This is a genomic window from Cupriavidus sp. WGlv3, from assembly GCF_023952475.1.
Classification (GTDB): domain Bacteria; phylum Pseudomonadota; class Gammaproteobacteria; order Burkholderiales; family Burkholderiaceae; genus Cupriavidus; species Cupriavidus phytorum.
The window spans coordinates 49685-66312 of sequence record NZ_JALHRX010000006.1 but is presented as its reverse complement, the minus strand read 5'-3'; the positions used below and the strand labels follow the sequence as shown (position 1 = coordinate 66312).

Annotated in this window: 13 protein-coding genes; 6 read left to right on the top strand and 7 right to left on the bottom strand. The window is 68.5% G+C overall.

What is annotated here, in order from left to right; genetic code table 11:
• The first annotated feature begins 72 nt into the window (after nucleotides 1-72).
• From MKD38_RS12715 to MKD38_RS12700, 4 genes are all read left to right on the top strand, one after another.
• Nucleotides 73-3261: an efflux RND transporter permease subunit gene (locus tag MKD38_RS12715; protein WP_252677291.1), complete on the top strand. Its 3189-nt coding sequence runs from the start codon at nucleotides 73-75 to the stop codon at nucleotides 3259-3261.
• A gap of 11 nt (nucleotides 3262-3272) precedes the next feature.
• The gene (locus MKD38_RS12710; RefSeq protein WP_252677288.1) at nucleotides 3273-4808 is read left to right on the top strand and encodes an efflux transporter outer membrane subunit; all 1536 of its coding nucleotides are present in this window, start codon (nucleotides 3273-3275) and stop codon (nucleotides 4806-4808) included.
• Nucleotides 4809-4914: 106 nt separating this feature from the next.
• Complete coding sequence (locus tag MKD38_RS12705; protein ID WP_252677286.1) at nucleotides 4915-6033, top strand: YbhB/YbcL family Raf kinase inhibitor-like protein; 1119 nt, start codon at nucleotides 4915-4917, stop codon at nucleotides 6031-6033.
• A 90-nt stretch (nucleotides 6034-6123) separates the two neighbouring features.
• Complete coding sequence (locus MKD38_RS12700) at nucleotides 6124-6591, top strand: DUF2127 domain-containing protein (RefSeq protein ID WP_252677284.1); 468 nt, start codon at nucleotides 6124-6126, stop codon at nucleotides 6589-6591.
• Here MKD38_RS12700 and MKD38_RS12695 read toward each other — a convergent pair.
• Nucleotides 6543-8354, bottom strand: coding sequence for an ExeM/NucH family extracellular endonuclease (locus MKD38_RS12695; RefSeq protein ID WP_252677282.1), 1812 nt, complete (start codon nucleotides 8352-8354; stop codon nucleotides 6543-6545). The genes MKD38_RS12700 and MKD38_RS12695 overlap by 49 nt on opposite strands.
• A 154-nt stretch (nucleotides 8355-8508) precedes the next feature.
• On the opposite strand from MKD38_RS12695, the gene MKD38_RS12690 reads away from it, so the two are divergent.
• Together MKD38_RS12690 and MKD38_RS12685 are read left to right on the top strand one after the other, a co-directional pair.
• A complete protein-coding gene (locus tag MKD38_RS12690; RefSeq protein ID WP_252677280.1) occupies nucleotides 8509-8799 on the top strand; it encodes an antibiotic biosynthesis monooxygenase family protein in 291 nt (96 codons plus the stop codon).
• Between the two features lie 9 nt (nucleotides 8800-8808).
• Entirely contained in the window at nucleotides 8809-9447 is a 639-nt protein-coding gene (locus MKD38_RS12685; protein ID WP_252677278.1) for a CDP-alcohol phosphatidyltransferase family protein, read from the top strand.
• A gap of 73 nt (nucleotides 9448-9520) precedes the next feature.
• Here the strand turns inward: MKD38_RS12685 and MKD38_RS12680 are convergent, their stop codons facing one another.
• From MKD38_RS12680 to MKD38_RS12655, 6 genes are read right to left on the bottom strand one after another with little or no spacing between them, the layout of a single operon-like run.
• A complete protein-coding gene (locus MKD38_RS12680) occupies nucleotides 9521-11026 on the bottom strand; it encodes an N-acyl-D-amino-acid deacylase family protein (RefSeq protein WP_252677275.1) in 1506 nt (501 codons plus the stop codon).
• Nucleotides 11027-11057: 31 nt separating this feature from the next.
• Entirely contained in the window at nucleotides 11058-12050 is a 993-nt protein-coding gene (locus MKD38_RS12675) for an ABC transporter ATP-binding protein (RefSeq protein ID WP_252677273.1), read from the bottom strand.
• On the bottom strand, nucleotides 12047-13102 hold the full coding sequence (locus MKD38_RS12670; RefSeq protein WP_252677271.1) for an ABC transporter ATP-binding protein: 1056 nt from the start codon (nucleotides 13100-13102) through the stop codon (nucleotides 12047-12049). Before MKD38_RS12670 ends, MKD38_RS12675 begins: the two co-directional genes overlap by 4 nt.
• Before the next feature lie 16 nt (nucleotides 13103-13118).
• Entirely contained in the window at nucleotides 13119-14012 is an 894-nt protein-coding gene (locus tag MKD38_RS12665) for an ABC transporter permease (protein ID WP_252677269.1), read from the bottom strand.
• Nucleotides 14013-14038: 26 nt separating this feature from the next.
• Nucleotides 14039-14974 carry an ABC transporter permease gene (locus MKD38_RS12660; protein ID WP_252677267.1) on the bottom strand — a complete coding sequence of 312 codons (936 nt, stop codon included), beginning with the start codon at nucleotides 14972-14974 and terminating at the stop codon, nucleotides 14039-14041.
• Between the two features lie 32 nt (nucleotides 14975-15006).
• A complete protein-coding gene (locus MKD38_RS12655) occupies nucleotides 15007-16590 on the bottom strand; it encodes an ABC transporter substrate-binding protein (RefSeq protein ID WP_252677265.1) in 1584 nt (527 codons plus the stop codon).
• Between the last annotated feature and the right edge of the window lie 38 nt (nucleotides 16591-16628).

Below are 16628 nucleotides of genomic sequence, written 5' to 3'. Positions count from 1 at the left end.
CATCGTCCCCAGGCTATTGATGGTGCCCGCCACGAGCGGGCCGCCAGGGGAGCGCTTTTAGCAGAGACCAACATGAATCTCTCAAAATTCTTTATCGACCGCCCCATCTTCGCGGGGGTGCTGTCGGTGCTGATCTTCCTGATCGGCGCCATCTCGATGTTCAAGCTGCCGATCTCGGAGTACCCGGAAGTGGTGCCGCCGTCGGTGGTGGTGCGCGCGCAGTATCCGGGCGCCAACCCCAAGGTGATCGCCGAAACCGTGGCGTCGCCGCTGGAAGAGCAGATCAACGGCGTCGAGGACATGCTGTACATGTCTTCGCAGTCCAACAGCGACGGCCTGCTCACGCTGACCGTGACCTTCAAGCTGGGCACCGACCCGGACAAGGCCCAGCAGCTGGTGCAGAACCGCGTCTCGCAGGCCGAGCCGCGGCTGCCGGAAGACGTGCGGCGGCTGGGCATCACCACGGTCAAGAGCTCGCCGGACCTGACCATGGTGGTCCACCTGGTCTCGCCCAACGACCGCTATGACATGACCTACCTGCGCAACTACGCGGTGATCAACGTCAAGGACCGGCTGGCGCGGCTGCAGGGCGTGGGCCAGGTGCAGCTGTTCGGCTCGGGCGACTACGCCATGCGCGTGTGGCTCAACCCGGAGAAGATGGCCGAGCGCCAGCTTGCCACCGGCGACGTGATCAAGGCCATCCGCGAGCAGAACGTGCAGGTGGCGGCCGGCGTGATCGGCCAGTCGCCGTCGCTGCCGGGCGCAGACCTGCAGCTGTCGGTCAACGCGCAGGGCCGCCTGAGCACGGTGGAAGAGTTCGGCGATATCGTCGTGCGCACCTCCGCCGACGGCGCCGTGACCTACCTGAAGGACGTCGCCCGGATCGAGCTGGGCGCGTCGGAATACGCATTGCGCTCGCTGCTCGACAACAAGCCGGCGGTGGCGATTCCGATCTTCCAGGCACCGGGCTCCAACGCCATCCAGATCTCGGATGACGTGCGCAAGACCATGGAAGAGCTGAAGCAGAACTTCCCCGACGGCATCGACTACAGCATCGTCTATGACCCGACGCAGTTCGTGCGCCATTCGATCGAGGCGGTGACGCACACGCTGTTCGAGGCGATTGCACTGGTGGTGCTGGTGGTGATCCTGTTCCTGCAGACCTGGCGCGCGTCGATCATCCCGCTGCTGGCGGTGCCGGTGTCGATCGTCGGTACCTTCGGGCTGATGCACCTGTTCGGCTTTTCGATCAATGCGCTGTCTTTGTTCGGGCTGGTGCTGGCGATCGGCATCGTGGTCGATGACGCGATCGTGGTGGTGGAGAACGTCGAGCGCAATATCGAGGAAGGGCTGACGCCGAAGGAGGCCACCTACAAGGCCATGCGCGAGGTCAGCGGCCCCATCATCGCCATCGCGCTGACGCTGATCGCCGTGTTCGTGCCGCTGGCCTTCATGACCGGCCTGACCGGGCAGTTCTACAAGCAGTTCGCGCTGACCATCTCGATCTCGACCATCATCTCGGCGTTCAACTCGCTGACGCTGTCGCCGGCGCTGTCGGCGCTGCTGCTCAAGAGCCACGACGCGCCCAAGGACTGGCTGTCGCGCTGGATGGACCGCGTCTTTGGCGGCTTCTTCAAGCGCTTCAACAAGTTCTTCGGCCGCAGCGCCGAGAGCTACGGCCGCGGCGTGAAGGGCGTGATCCGCCGCAAGGGCTCGGTGTTCGGCGTCTATGCGGTGATGCTGGCGCTGACCTGGGGCGTGTTCCAGCTGGTGCCCAAGGGCTTCGTGCCGGCGCAGGACAAGCAGTACCTGGTGGGCTTTGCCAAGCTGCCTGACGGTGCCACGCTGGACCGCACCGAAGACGTGATCCGCAAGATGAGCGACATCGCGCTCAAGCATCCGGGCGTGGAATCCGCGGTGGCCTTCCCGGGCCTGTCGATCAACGGCTTCACCAACAGCCCGAGCGCCGGCATCGTGTTCGCCACGCTCAAGCCGTTCGAGGACCGCAAGAGCGCCGAGCTGGGTGGCGCGGCCATCGCGGCCGATCTGAACCAGAAGTACGCGGCGATCCAGGACGCCTTCATCGCGGTGTTCCCGCCGCCGCCCGTGCAGGGCCTGGGCACCATCGGCGGCTTCAAGCTGATGATCGAGGACCGTGCCGCGCTGGGCTATGACGCGCTGTTCGAGGCCACCAATGCGTTCGCCAACAAGGCGCGCGCCACGCCCGAGCTGACCGGCATCTTCAGCAACTACCAGGTCAACGTGCCGCAGCTCGACGTCAGGCTGGACCGCGTCAAGGCCAAGCAGCTGGGCGTGCCGGTGACGGATGTGTTCGACACGCTGCAGACCTACCTGGGCTCGGCGTACGTCAATGACTTCAACAAGTTCGGCCGGACCTACCAGGTCAAGGTGCAGGCCGACGCGCCGTTCCGCGCCCATGCCGAGGACATCCTGCAGCTGAAGACGCGCAACGCCGCCGGCGACATGGTGCCGCTGTCGTCGCTGGTGCAGGTCAGGCAGGGCTTCGGTCCGGACAGCGTGGTGCGCTACAACGGCTTTACCGCCGCCGACATGAACGGCGGGCCCGCGCCGGGCTTCTCGTCGGGCCAGGCGCAGGCCGCCGCCGAGCGCATCGCCGCGGAAACGCTGCCCAAGGGCATCAAGTTCGAATGGACCGAGCTGACCTACCAGGACATCCTGGCCGGCAATGCCGGGATCTGGATCTTCCCGCTGTGCGTGCTGCTGGTGTTCCTGGTGCTGGCTGCCCAGTACGAGAGCCTGACGCTGCCGCTGGCGGTGATCCTGATCGTGCCGATGAGCCTGCTGGCGGCAATGACCGGGGTGTGGCTGACGCAGGGCGACAACAACATCTTCACGCAGATCGGCTTTATCGTGCTGGTGGGCTTGTCAGCGAAGAACGCGATCCTGATCGTCGAGTTTGCGCGCGAGCTGGAGCATCACGGCCGCACCGTGGTGCAGGCCGCGATCGAGGCCAGCCGCCTGCGCCTGCGCCCGATCCTGATGACGTCGTTCGCGTTCATCATGGGCGTGGTGCCGCTGGTGATCTCCACCGGCGCCGGCGCCGAGATGCGCCATGCGATGGGCGTGGCGGTGTTCGCCGGCATGCTTGGCGTGACCTTCTTCGGGCTGTTCCTGACGCCGGTGTTCTACGTGGCGCTGCGACTGCTGGCCACGCGTGGCCAGCGCCGCGCGGCGACGCAGGAGCAGGGCTCCGCCCGCCTGACCGCATCGGCTGAATAATGGTGATCAACATGAATGCCCCTGCAATGTCGACAACAAACTACTGGTTGCCGAAACTGGCGACGCTGGCCGCCGCGCTGATCCTGGCCGGCTGCTCGCTCGCGCCGACCTACAAGGTGCCGGAGACGGCCACCGTGCCGGCCTTCAAGGAAGCCGAGGCGGCCCAGGCCGAAGGCGCGCAATGGAAGACCGCGACGCCGGCCGAGGGCCAGCATCGCGGCGAATGGTGGAAGATCTTCGGCGACGCCGAACTGGACCGCCTGATCGCAGCCGCCGGCGAGTCCAACCAGGACCTCGCCATCGCCGCGGCCCGCCTGAAGCAGGCGCGCGCCTTCACCGGTGCCACCGAGGCGGACCTCTATCCGCAGCTGAGCGTGGGGCTGGACCCGACCCGCTCGCAGCCATCGGCGGCCTCGCAGGGCCTGCCCGACGGCACCCGCGTGCCGCCGCAGACGGTGCTGAAGGCGCGCGCCTTCGCCAGCTATGAGCTGGACCTGTTCGGCCGCGTCGCGTCCAGCGTCAACGCCGCCCGCGCCGAAGGCGAGGCCGCGGAAGACCTGTACCGCTCGGTGCAGCTGGCGCTGCAGGCCGACGTGGCGCAGGCGTATTTCGCGCTGCGCACGCTGGACAGCGAGCGCAACCTGCTCAACGCCACCATCAGGCTGCGCGAGGATGCGCTGTCGCTGCTGAAGAAGCGCTATGACGCCGGCGAGACTACTGACCTCGACCCCGCCCGTGCCGAGGCGGAACTCGGCACCGCGCGCGCGGACCTGGCCGGCATCGAGCGCCGCCGCGCCAACCAGGAGCATGCGCTGGCGGTGCTGACCGGCGTGCCGCCGGCGGCGTTCTCGCTGCCGGCAAAGCCGTTCGATGCCGCACCGGTGGCGATCCCCGCCGGGCTGCCGTCCGAGCTGCTGGAGCGGCGCCCGGACATCGCCGCGGCCGAGCGTCAGATGGCGGCGGCCAATGCGCGCATCGGCGTGGCCAAGGCGGCGTTTTTCCCGCGCATCACGCTGACCGGGTTGTTCGGCTTTGAATCGGCCGACCTGTCCAACCTGTTCAAGTGGTCCTCGCGTACCTGGATGCTTGGGCCGCTGATCGGCTCCAGCATCGCGCAGACCGTGTTCGACGGCGGCCGCAACAGTGCCAACCTGGCCGGCGCCCGCGCCGCCCACGAGGAAACGGTGGCAAGCTACCGCCAGACCGTGCTGGTGGCGTTCCGTGAGGTGGAAGACAGCCTCGCGGACGTACGCTGGCTCAGCCAGCAGGCCGGCGCGCTGGACAGCGCACTCGGTGGCGCCAGGCGCGCGGCGCGGATTTCGCGCAGCCGCTATGACGCGGGCGCAGTCGACTACCTGACGGTGATCGATGCCGACCGCACCGTGCTGCAGTCGCAGCGCGAGGCCAACCAGGTTGCCGGCCTGCGCGCGGCTGCCACGGTGTCGCTGGTGCGCCGGCTGGGCGGGGGCTGGGGTCCCCTGCCGGAAACCGTGGCCGCGGCGCCCGCGCCCGCGGCCGAGGGCGCCGCCGCTCCGGTGGCGCGCTAGGCCACGCACGGGACTGGCGCGATGCCGGGCAGTCACTACACTGTAAGCATCGCGCCATGCGCAAGGGATGCACGGGTGCGTCCTGGTTGCGTCCGGTCCCGCCGCCATGCTCCGACACAGGAAACTGCTCTGGGGATTTATCTTTGCCGCAGTCACCGTGGGCCTGCTGCTGGCGCCGCTGCCATGGTCTGACCGCACCGCCGTCCATGTCGAGGTGGTGATCGCGCGCCCGCTGGCGCAGGTCTTCGACTATGTCGCGACGCCGCGGCACTGGCCCGCGTGGCATCCGGCCTCGCTCGGCGTCGCTGGCGCCACCGACCACCCGCTGGAGCGCGGCGAACGCGTCGCCGAGACCTTCATGGCGGCGCAGCGCGGCGGCGTGGTGGTCTGGACAGTGATCGAAAGCCAGCGGCCGCGCACGTGGTCGATCGAGGGCGTGGCCGGCGGGCAGCGCGTCGGCACCATCACCTACCGGCTGACGCCTGCCATCACCCCCTCGCTGACGCCGGCGGCCGAACGCACACGCTTTGAACGCGAATTCCGCTACCGTTCGCCGACGCTGCTGTTTGCGTTGATCAACCGGCTGATGCTGCGGGAGCAGTTGCAGGCGGAGTCCACCGAAGCCCTGCGCCGGCTCAAGGCCGTGCTCGAAACCGAGCCGCCGCCATCGCCGCGTGCTGCCTTGCGCGGGGCACCGATCCGGCCTAAGTTGGAGCCATCCCTCATTGCATCCAGCGAGGCCCGTATGCCGTTCCAGCTGCAATCGACCGCATTTGCCCCGGGCGGCGAGATCCCGGCACAGCACACCTGCGAGGGCGCCGATATTTCTCCGCCGCTGGCCTGGACCGGCCTGCCGCAAGGCACGGCAAGCCTGGCGCTGATCGTCGACGATCCGGACGCACCTGATCCCGCCGCGCCGAAGATGACCTGGGTCCACTGGCTGCTCTACAACCTGCCGGCCGATGCCGCCGCACTTCCCGCCGATATCGCCAGCGCCGGGCTGCCGGCCGGCACGCGCCAGGGGCTCAACGACTGGCAGCGCACTGGCTACGGCGGCCCGTGTCCGCCGATCGGCCGGCACCGCTATGTCTTCAAGCTCTACGCGCTGGATGTGGCGCTGCCGGACATTGGCCAGCCGGACAAGCCAACCCTGGAGCGGGCGATGCAAGGCCACATGCTGGCCAAGGCGGAACTGATCGGCACTTACCAGAAGTCGAAACGGTAGCCGGGCACGCGCACGGCGCGCCGAGCCCTTGCGTTTGCCGATATTGCACAATACCGGCTTTGCAGATCTTGCATCGACCGGAGATACCGCATGGCAAAGCAGGGCGCACTGGGCCTCAGGAGCATTGCGTTGTTCGAGGCCGCCAAGGGGCTGCTGGTGATCGTGGCCGGGCTGGGCCTGGCCGCACTGCTGCATCGCGATGCCCAGGCCCTGGCCGAAGCCATCATCCAGCGCTGGCATGTCAATCCGGCCAGCCGCTATCCCACCATCTTCCTGTCGCTGCTCGAACATCCCGACAATGCGCGCCTGTGGGCCATCGGCGCATCCGCCGCGGCCTATGCGCTGCTGCGCTTTGCCGAGGCCTACGGGCTGTGGCGCGGGCTGGCCTGGGGCAACTGGCTCGGGGTGTGGTCGGGGGGCATCTATATCCCGCTGGAACTGTACGAGGCCCTGGTCCATCCCAGCTGGCTGCATGGCGCGCTGGCCGCGGCCAACCTGCTGGTGGTGCTTTACCTGGCGCGCGGGCTGCTGGCGAAATCGACCACCAAAGGGTCGTGATCGGAGGAGCGGTACGGGCCGGGCGCATAGAAGCCGGGGGCGGCGCCGGAGCCCGGGGCCGGGGCATAGGCGAAGGCCGCGGGCTCGTCGGCATTGATATGCCATACATGCACGGCAACGACGTGGGCCGCGGCGGTAGCGTCGGCGAGCACGTGGTCCAGGTAGCCGGCCTGTGCCGCGTAGACGTAGCTGTAGGCGTGCGGGCCGGCAAAGCGCGCGACCAGGTCGGCGTAGCCGCGCCGTGCCAGTAGCCTTATCGGGTCCTCCATCGCGTAGCTGTTCAGGTCGCCGATCACCAGCACGCCCGCGTCGGCGACGCCGGTCGGCGCGGTGCCGAGCCAGCGGGCCAGGGTGTCGGCGGCCTGCACGCGTGCCGGGTTCCAGCAGCCCTGGCCGTCGCGCTGGTCGGTTTGCGCGCCGGCGGCTTCGACACAGTTCTTGGATTTGAAATGGTTGACCACCACCGTCACCGGCGCGCCACCCGCCGCGGCACGGAAGGTGGCCGCGAGCGGCTGGCGGCTGCGCTCGCCCAGCCATGTGGTGGCCACCCGCCCGGCGGGCAGCGCGGTGCGGGCGTTGTACAGCAGCCCGACCGCGATGGCATCGGCGCCAAGCGCAGGGGTGCCTGGGTCGGCCACGCGCCAGTCCGGGCCCAGCAGCGCGGCCAACTGGCGGATCGCGCCGGTCGGGCCATAGCCATTGTTCTGGACTTCCATCAGGCCGATCACGTCGGCGTCCAGGCCGCGTAGCGCGGCCACCAGCTTGGCCTGTTGCCGTGCCAGCGCTGCGCTGTCCTGCGCGCCGCGGTTGTCGGATGCATCGAAGCCCCCGCCGTGGCCGTCGCCATTGAAGTAGTTCTGCAGGTTGAAGGCCGCCACGCGCAGCGCGGTGGCGGGATGCCGCGGCGGCGCCGCGGGGCGCGGGTTGGCGCGCTGGTAGACCGGTGCGCCGGCACCATGCACCGGTTGCAGCCGCCACTGTCCGTGGCGTCGCTCCAGCACGCCCTGCACGCCAGTGACGGTATCGCCTGCGCGTACCGGATGGTCCGCTGACAGGCGCGGGGGCGGGTAGGGCACCACGGCGGGAAACTGGCGCGTCGAGCCATCGTCAAGTAACAACCGGTTGCGGGCATTGGCCGCCGCGGATTGCTGCGCAGCCGGTCCCGGCAGGGCCTGTTGCGTGGGCGCGATGGGGCGCCCATGGCTCAGCACCAAGGTGCCATACCGGCCGAGTTCATGGGTATCGCTGACGGTCAGCACCTGCGGCAGCCGCACCAGCATGCCCTCCAGGGCGGCCAGGTCGGATTCGCCGGCAAGCGGCAGCGTCAGCGTTGGCGGCGTGACGGACAGCCCCCGCGCGCAGACGACGGGCGCGCCTGACAGCACCAGTTGCTTTTGTCCGAATTTTTCTTCGATCTTTCCGGACACACGCACCATGTCGCCGACATTGGCCCGGGCGCGCGGTGCGTAGACAAAGAGCCCTTCCGAAAGACCCGGCCGATGCACGCGCTGCGTGTCCGCGGTCTGCAGGAAGAAGCCGCGCAGGCCGCCGTCGCCGCTGAAGTCTGCCGTGACGATGGCCTGTATTTCGATCACGCGCCCCGCCAGCGGCGAAGCCTGGCCGGCGCTGCGGATGTCGGCAAGCGCGGTTGCTGGGCTGCCGCATGGCTGCATTGCAGCATCCGCGCCGGAGGGCAAGCCCATCAGCCAGGCGAGGTAAAGGATGGACAGCGCAATGCTGCATTCAGGCAGGGGCAGACGCATGGCGGTTTCGGCAGGTCGTGGCAAGGTGGACGATGCTAACCCCCGCTTGTAACGGAATGCTTGCCGCAGGCATGTGACGCCGCGATCGTGCTAAGGTAGTAGAGACCCGCAGGTACCCGACCGGCGCCGGCATCCACCTCATCGCCACGACGACATGATCAAGGAAATCGCGCAAATCACCATCAAGCCCGGCATGGACAAGCAGTTCGAGCAAGGCGTGAGCCAGGCCACGCCGCTGTTCCTGCGCTCGCACGGCTGCCACGGCGTGCAGTTGTTCCGCTCGATCGAGCAGCCGGACCAGTACACGCTGGTGGTGGACTGGGAAACCGTGGACGACCATATGGTCCTGTTCCGCGAATCGCCCGAGTTCCAGCAATGGCGCGGGCTGGTAGCGGAAACCTTCGCCGCGCCGCCCAACGTGCACCACGTGTCCAAGGTCCTGTAAGCGCGCGCCATGAACACCCGGCCCGAACGCCCCCGCCATTTCTCGATGCTGCGTGAGTTGCAGCTGGCCGACGTCTTCACCCTCGGCAACGCGGCCTGCGGCATGGGGTCGGTGTTCTTTGCGATGTTTTACGTGGCCGACCAGCAGCTGTCGCATTTCTATACGGCGGCGGCGCTGGCGCCGCTGGCCTTTATCTTCGACGTGCTGGACGGCCGCATCGCGCGCTGGCGCCACGCGCATTCCGCGCTGGGGCGCGAACTGGATTCACTGGCCGACGTGATCTCGTTCGGCGTCGGCCCCGCCACGCTGGCCTTTGCCGCCGGCATGCGCGGCGGCTGGGACCTGGCGGTGCTGATCTACTTTGTCTGCTGTGGCGTCAGCCGGCTGGCGCGCTTCAATGTCACCGCCGAATCGCTGGCGGCCGGCAGCGACAGCGGCAAGGTGGCGTACTTCGAAGGCACGCCGATCCCGACCAGCGTGCTGCTGACTGCCGTGCTGACTTGGTGCGCGTCGCAAGGCCAGCTGGGCGGCGAACTGCCTGGCGGCGCATGGGTGCTAGGCCCCGCCGTGCTGCATCCGCTGGTGCTGCTGTTCGCGCTGTCGGGCACGCTGATGGTCAGCAAGACGTTGCGTATCCCGAAGTTCTGATCCGCCGGCGGATTCGCGCCCGGCCTCGGGCCGGGCCATGACGCGGGTGCCTGGTCCGCCATATCAAGGCCCCTTAATGCGGGTTCTGGACGGCCGCCGCGTCTCCCGCTTCGGGATCTGCTGGCCGCGTGATGACCTGGCCGTTGCGTGCTCCGCTGTGCGCGCCGTGCCGCCAGGTAATGGCGCCGTTGACGATCACGGTGTCGATGCCTTCGGCTGGCCGGGTGGGGGTTTCGTAGCTGGCGGCATCGCGCACGCTGGCCGCGTCGAAAATGACGATGTCGGCATGGTTGCCCACGGCGAGCGTGCCGCGCCGGTGCAGGCCGAAATTGCGCGCCGTCAGCCCGGTCATTTTCCAGACCGCCGTCTCCAGCGGAAACAGGCCGACCTCGCGGCAGTAGTGCCCCAGCACGCGCGGGAAGGTGCCCCACAGGCGCGGGTGCGGGCTGGCGCCGACGGGGATGCCGTCGGAGCCGATCATCGTTTCGTCAAAGGCAAGGATGCGCTGGACGTCGTCCTCGTCCATCTGAAAGTAGATCGCGGTGCCCGGCTGCAGGCGGCGCGCGGCTTCGTCCTTGGGCACGCCCCATTCCCTGGCGATGTCGTCAAGATCGCGGCCGGCGCATTCGGGGTGCGGCTGGCTGGCGGCGATCAGCACCCGGCCGTCGAGCATGCCACGATCGGTGCGGATCATGGTCGAGCCGGCCGTGTACGGGTAGCAGTCGAGTGACACGCACTGGTGCTTCATGGCCTCGCGGATATAAGGCAGGGTCACCTGGCTCTTGCCAAAATTGGCCTGCCTCTGCACCTTGTGGTGCGATACCACCACCGGCACGCCGAGCTCGCGGCCGATGCGGAAGGTCTCGTCGAGCGAGTCCATGACATGGTCGGACTCGTCGCGCATATGCGTGACATAGAGCGCCTTGCGGGCACTGAGCGGCCGGCAGACCTCGATGATCTCCTCGGCCGTCGCCATGGCGGCGGGCGGGTAGAAGGTGCCGGTCGACAGGCCGATCGCGCCGGCTTGCATGGCCTCCTCGACCAGCGCCTGCATGGCCGCGATCTCTGCGGCATCCGCTGGCCGGTCCAGCGCCGTCATGGTGACCGCGCGCAAGGTCGAATGCCCGACCATGGCGGCCAGGTTGACCGAACTCGGCGCGGCGCGCAGCGCGTCGAGATAGGCCGCAAAGGTGGTGAAGCGGCCTTCCGCCGGTGTGTCGATCAGGCTCAGCGGCATCGGCAGGTCCATGCCGGCACGCAGCGGCGCGGCGCTGATGCCGCAGTTGCCGGAGATCACGGTGGTGACGCCCTGCGACACCTTGAACGGCATGGTGGGTTGCGACAGCACCGCCTGGTCATCATGCGTGTGCGCGTCGATAAAGCCAGGGGCGACGACCAGGCCGGTTGCGTCCAGCACACAGTCGGCCGTGTGCCCGGCGAGGTCGCCGATCGCCGCGATGCAGCCGTCGCGCACGCCGATATCGGCGCTGAAGCGGGGTGCCTTGCTGCCGTCGATCACGGTGCCGCCGGCAATCAGCAGGTCATAGTGCGGGGCGTGTGCAGCGATGGGGTCGGACATGGGATTCCTTTACTGGACTGGAGCGTAGTGGTCAGCGGAAATGGCAGGCCACCAGGTGGCTGCCGGTGGCAGACGGCCGTTCGGCAAGCATGGGGGCCTGTTCCTTGCAGAGGGCTTGCGCATGCGGGCAGCGCGTGTGGAAGCGGCAGCCCGGTGGCGGATTGGCCGGACTGGGGGGATCGCCCTGCAGCAGCAGGCGCCGGGCGGGCATGCGCGGATCGGGCACCGGCACGGCGGAGAGCAGGATCTCCGTATAGGGATGGCGCGGCGCGGCGAACAGCGTGTCGCGGTCGGCCAGTTCGACGATCTGGCCGAGGTACATCACCGCGACCCGGTGGCTGATATGGCGCACCACGGCCAGGTCGTGCGCGACGAACAGGTAGGCGATGCCAAATTCGGCCTGCAGGTCCATCAGCAGGTTGACCACTTGCGCCTGGACCGAGACGTCGAGCGCCGACACCGGTTCGTCGCAGACGATCAGCTTTGGCTTGAGTGCCAACGCGCGCGCGATGCCCAGCCGCTGGCGCTGCCCGCCGGAGAACTCATGCGGGAACTTGCGCACGGCTTCAGGCCGCAGGCCGACCTTGCTGAACAGCCATTGCACGCGCTCGTTGCGCTCGGCCCGGGACTGCTGGCCGAAATTGCGCAGCGGTTCGCCGACGATCTCGCCCGCCGTCAGCCGCGGGCTGAGCGAGGCGTAGGGGTCCTGGAAGATGATCTGCAGGTCGCGCCGGCGCTGGCGCATGACGCTTGCCGGCAGGCCCAGCAGTTCTTCGCCGTCGAGCCGCACCGAGCCTGACGTCGGCTCGACCAGGCGCAGCACCGACTTGGCAGTGGTGGTCTTGCCGCAGCCGGATTCGCCGACCAGCGATAGCGTCTCGCCGCGCTCCACGGTGAAGGACACGCCGTCCACCGCCTGGATCGGCGGCCTGGGTGGTGCCAGCCAGCGCCGCGATGCGAGGTAGTGTTTCGTGAGGCGGTCGACCTTGAGCAGGGGCGTTGGCGTGGCGGAGGTCGTGCTCATGCGATGGCTTCCTGGGCGGGTGGGTTGCACGCGAGGCGGTCTTCCTCGACCGCGAAGCAGGCCACTGCATGGTCGCCGCCGTGGCGCGTGAGTTGCGGAATTTCGCGCGTGCAGCGCGCGTCGGCATGCGCGCAGCGCGCCGCGAAGTCACAACCGCGGCGCGCCTCCTGTGGCGATGGCACCAGGCCGGGGATTTCGGCCAGGCGCCGGCTGCTGGTGTTCATCGACGGCATCGATGCCATCAGGGCGCGGGTGTAGGGGTGCAGCGGGCAGTCGAACAGCTCGGTGACGCTGGCCTCCTCGACTTTGCGCCCGGCGTACATCACGATCACGCGGTCGCAGCATTCGGCCACCACGCCCAGGTCGTGCGTGATCATCACCACGCCCATGCCCAGTTCCTGCTGCAGGCGGCGGATCAGGTCCAGGATCTGGGCCTGGATGGTCACGTCGAGCGCCGTGGTGGGTTCGTCGGCGATCAGCACCTCGGGATTGCAGGCCAGCGCCAGCGCGATCATCACGCGCTGGCGCATGCCGCCCGAAAGCTGGTGTGGATGCTCGTTGACGCGGCGTTCGGGCTCGGGGATCTGCACCAGCCGCAGCATTTCCACCGCGCGTCTGAGTGCGTCGGCGCGGCTCGCGCCCTGGTGCAGCTGCACGGTTTCGGCAATCTGGCGGCCAATCGTCAGCACCGGGTTCAGCGAGGTCATCGGCTCCTGGAAGATCATCGAGACGCGATTGCCGCGGATGCGGCGCATCTCGCGTTCGCTGAGCTGCAACAGGTCCGTGCCGCGCAGCCGCACCGCGCCGCGGATGCGTGCCGGTGGCGTGGGCAGCAGCCGCATGATGGACAGCGCCGTCACGCTCTTGCCGCAGCCTGACTCGCCCACCACGCCCAGGGTCTGGCCGGCGCGCACGGTGTACGAGACGCCGTTGACCGAGCGGGCCGGCCCGGTGAGCGTGTCGAAATGCGTATGGAGGTTTTCCACTTCGAGCAGCGGCTCGCCCGTGGCCAGCCTGACATGGGACATCGTGCGCGACATCGTGATGGTCATGGTTGCGCTCCCGGATTCAGAGTTGCCGCGCCAGGCGCGGATCGAGCGCGTCGCGCAAGCCGTCGCCAAGCAGGTTGATGGCCAGCACGGTCGCGGCCAGCAGGATTCCCGGATACAGGATGATGTGGAAGGCCACGGCCACGAAATTGCGCCCTTCGGCCATCATGTTGCCCCAGCTCGGCGTCTGGGCGGGCACGCCGACGCCGAGGAAAGACAGGGCGGCTTCGGTCAGCACGGCGGTGGCGGCCACGAAAGTGGCCTGCACGATCAGCGGCGCGACCATGTTGGGCACCACGTGGCGCATCAGGATGACCGGCAGGCGGGTGCCGACGGCATGCGCCGCCTCGACGTAGAGCTGCTCGCGCAGCGTCAGCGCCAGCGAGCGCACCAGCCGCACCACGCGCGGGATCTCGGGGATGGTGATGGCGATGATCACCGCGGACAGGCTGGCCTGCGTAACGGCCATCAGCGCGATCGCCAGCAGGATGCCCGGGATTGCCATCAGGCCGTCCATCACGCGCATCACCAGGGCGTCTGCCCGGCGCACGAAGCCCGCGACCAGGCCCAGCAGCACGCCGGACACGGTTGCGAGCAGCCCGACCGACAGGCCCACGATCATGGATACGCGGCCGCCCCAGACCGTGCGGCTGAACACGTCGCGGCCCAGTGCGTCGGTGCCAAACCAGTGCTCGGCCGAGGGCGGCTGCATGCGCGCCAGCGGGTCGATGTCCTGCGGGTCGACGGTGGCAATCCAGGGCGCGCCGATGGAGAGCGCGGCGATCAGCGCCAGCAGCAGCGCGCCCAGGACCAGCGTGGGGTGCTTGCGCGCCCAGTGCCAGCGCGGCAGCACGAAGGGCGCATGGTCGGGTGCCGGTACGGCAGGTTCGGTCGCGGGCAGGGAGGGGGTCATGTCAGCAGGTCTCGCGGCGAAAGCCATCAGTACTTGATGCGTGGATCGAACAGCCGGTAGCTGAGGTCGATCATCAGGTTGATCAGCACGTAGACCCCGGCGGAGACCAGCAGCACGCTCTGGATCACCGGGTAGTCGTGGCGCTGCACCGAGTCGACCACCAGGCGGCCGACGCCCGGGATCGCAAATACGGTCTCGGTCACGACCACGCCGCCGATCAGCAGCGCGATGCCCATGCCGACCGTGGTGGCGATCGGGATCGCCGCGTTGCGCAGCGCGTGGCCCAGCACCGGCAGCACGCCCAGGCCCTTGGCGCGCGCAGTGCGGATGTAGTCCTCGTGCAGGACTTCCAGCACGGTGGCGCGGGTCATGCGGGTCACCAGCGCGATATAGACCAGCGCCAGGTTGACGCAAGGCAGCACCAGGCTGTGCAGCCACGCACCGGCGCCGTCGGCCAGGCGCGCGTAGCCCTGCACCGGGAACCACGGCAACTGGATGGCGAAGGCATAGACCAGCAGGTAGCCCACCAGAAACACCGGCAGCGAGAATGCCAGCACCGCGAACAGCATCACCAGCCGGTCGACCCAGCTGCCGGCGCGATACGCGGCCAGCGTTCCCAGCGGCACCGCGACGAGCAAGGTCAGCACCATGGTCAGCGCGGCGACGGAGACGGTTGGCTCCAGCCGCTGCGCCAGCAACTGGGCCACCGGCACCTGGGTAAAGATGGAGGTGCCGAGGTCGCCGCTGGCGAGCCGGCCGAGCCACAGCAAGAATTGCCGCCACAGCGGCTGGTCCAGCCCCAGCACGCCACGCAGCCTGGCGATGTCGTCGACGGTGGCGAGGTCGCCAGCGATCAGCGCCGCCGGATCGCCCGGCGACAGGTGGATCAGCAGGAAGACCACCACGGCCACCACCGCCATCACGGGCAGCGTCGCGGCCAGGCGTCGGAGCAGGTAGCCCATCTCGTATCTCTCCTGGTGTTCGTGATTCGTGGTTATTTGTCGAGCATCCAGACCGTGGGCATGCCGGCCCACATCCTGTCGATGCCCTTGAGGCTGGCACGCGCCGCGAAGGCCGCCGTGTACTGGCCGGCGTTCACATAGGGCACGGCCTCATAGGCGCGCTTCTGGAAGGCATCGAGCAGTTCCTTGCGTTTCGCTGGCACGGTCTCGCGGATCCAGGCCGTGCGCAGCTCGTCGAGCGGCTTGTCGCAGGGCCAGCCTGGCAGGCTGGTGCCGCAGGCGGCGCCGAGGTAGGCATTGGTGATCGGGGAGTCGGCATCGAACTCGCCCGCGACGGTCACGTACATGTTCCAGCCCCCGGCCTCGGGCGCATCCCGCCTGGCGCGGCGCGCGCCGATTGAGGCCCAGTCCATGTTCTGCATGTCGACGTTCATGCCCATGCTGCGCATGGTCTGCGCCGCCATCAGGGCTTCAGCGTTGAGCTGGGGAACGTCGGTCGGCACCAGCAGCACCACCTTTTCGCCCTTGTAGCCCGCCGCGCCCAGCAGCTGCCTGGCACGGGCCGGATCGGCCTTGCGGTACGGCTCGGCGCCGGCAGCGGTATCGTTGCGGCCGCCGCAGATGAAGAAGGTGGCGCAGTAGTTGATGCGCATGTCGAGCGGATAGCCCATGGCCGCGGTGAAGCGTTCCTGGCTCACCGCCTGCAGGAAGGCCTGGCGCACTTTCGGGTTGTTGAATGGCGGATGCAGCTGGTTCATCACCAGCACGCCCTGGTAGGCGCCACCCGAGCCGATCTTGATGCTGGCGTCGCCGCGCAGCGGGGTGATGTAGTCCGGCGGTACCTGTTCGATCAGGTCGACCTCGCCGCGCTTGAGCGCGGCGATCGCGCTGTTGGCATCTGGCAGGTAGAGCCATTCGACGCGGTCGACGCGGGGCTGCTTGCTGCCGGCGAGTCCGCTCGCGGGCTCGCTGCGTGCCACGTAGTGCGGGTTGCGCACGAACACCGCCTTGTTGCCCGGCACCCATTCGTCGCGCTTGAAGACGAAGGGGCCGGAGCCCAGCACTTCGGGCAGGGGCGCGGTAGCGGGCATCCTGGCCAGGCGCTCCGGCAGGATCACCGGGGGAAAGCCAGAGGGCTTGGCCAGCGCATCCAGCACCATGCCAAAGGGCGCTTTGAGCGTCAGCGTGAACGTGCGCGTGTCGACCGCCTTCCATTCGGCGCCGGCTTCGCCCATGGCACGGCCCAGGCTGTCGCGCGCGCCCCAGCGCTGCAGCGAGGCGATTGCGTCCGCCGAGGTAACCGCGCTGCCATCCGAGAACTTCAGGCCGGGACGCAGCGTGAAGCTCCACTGCGCGCCATCCTTCGAGCTGCTGTATTTCTCGACCATCTGCGGCTGCGGTTTGCCCTTGGCATCCTGGGCGAACAGCGTGTCGTAGACCATGTAGCCGAAGTTGCGCGTGATGTAGGCCGTGGTGAAGGTCGGATCGAGGATCTTCAGGTCGGCATGCGCCACGACCTTGAGCGTCTTGGTCTGCGCCAGCACGGGCAGGCTGGCGCCTGCCAGGACCAGGGCGCCCGCCGCGAGCGCGGCGGACAGGGGTCGGTTTGGTGTCATGTGCAGTCTCCGTTTTCTTCGTTGTCGTTGTTGTCGTG